The organism is Actinoplanes sp. DH11, from assembly GCF_020873875.1.
Taxonomy (GTDB): domain Bacteria; phylum Actinomycetota; class Actinomycetes; order Mycobacteriales; family Micromonosporaceae; genus Actinoplanes.
Genome location: NZ_JAHWGU010000078.1, coordinates 1 through 800, shown reverse-complemented (window position 1 = coordinate 800; position 800 = coordinate 1). Strand labels below are relative to the sequence as shown.

Below are 800 nucleotides of genomic sequence, written 5' to 3'. Positions count from 1 at the left end.
AGAACACCCCCCAACACACCCGCCACACCCACACCATCCACCCCAACATCCACCAACCCACCCCAACGCTCCGGAAACTCCAACCCCGCCACCTGCCCCAACCCCCACACCGCAGCCTGCGCAGGACCGTCACCGGCAGTGAGGCACCACAGCGGCGCGGTCTGCCCGGCGTCGCCGAGCGACTGCACGAGGGTGAGCGTGGTGAACAGGCCGGTCGGCACGGCCGGCGCTGCGGGCATCGGGGTCTCGTCCAGAGCAAGCAGCGAGACGACGCCATCGACCGGGCCACCCACGGTGATGCGTTCGGTGATCTGCTCGGTGAGTGCGGCCCGGTCCGGGTCCTCGACGACGAGCACGGAGCTGCCGGGCAGCGCGGCCGTGACCGCATCGACCAGAGCGTCCTCAGCGTGCCCCGCAGGGACCACGAGGAGCCAGGTGCCGGTGGCCGCGACGGGCGTGCCGGTGCGGCGACGCCAGACGACGCGATAGCGCCACGAGTCCAGGACGGAGCGGGTCTGCTTCTGCCGCCGCCACTGTGCCAGGCGGGGCAGGGCGTCGGCCATCGAGTCGTCGCCGGAGAGACCGAACTCGGCCGGGTCGTCCCGATCCACCGCATGCCAGAACGCGTCGTCGACCGGGTCGGCGGTGCCGGTGAGCGCGGTGGGTGCCGGCGGCCAGTAGCGCTGGTGTTGGAAGGCGTAGGTGGGCAGTTCGATACGCCGGGCACCGGGGAACACCTTCGCCCAGTCCGGGCCGGCCACCGCCAGCGCCTTGACCAACGAGTCCGGCTCGTCACGGCC

Annotated in this window: 1 protein-coding gene; it reads right to left on the bottom strand. The window is 72.1% G+C overall.

The features are described 5' to 3' along the window. A partial coding sequence (locus LPA41_RS40785) for a hypothetical protein (protein WP_229076859.1) occupies positions 1 to 800 on the bottom strand: 800 nt, incomplete at both ends.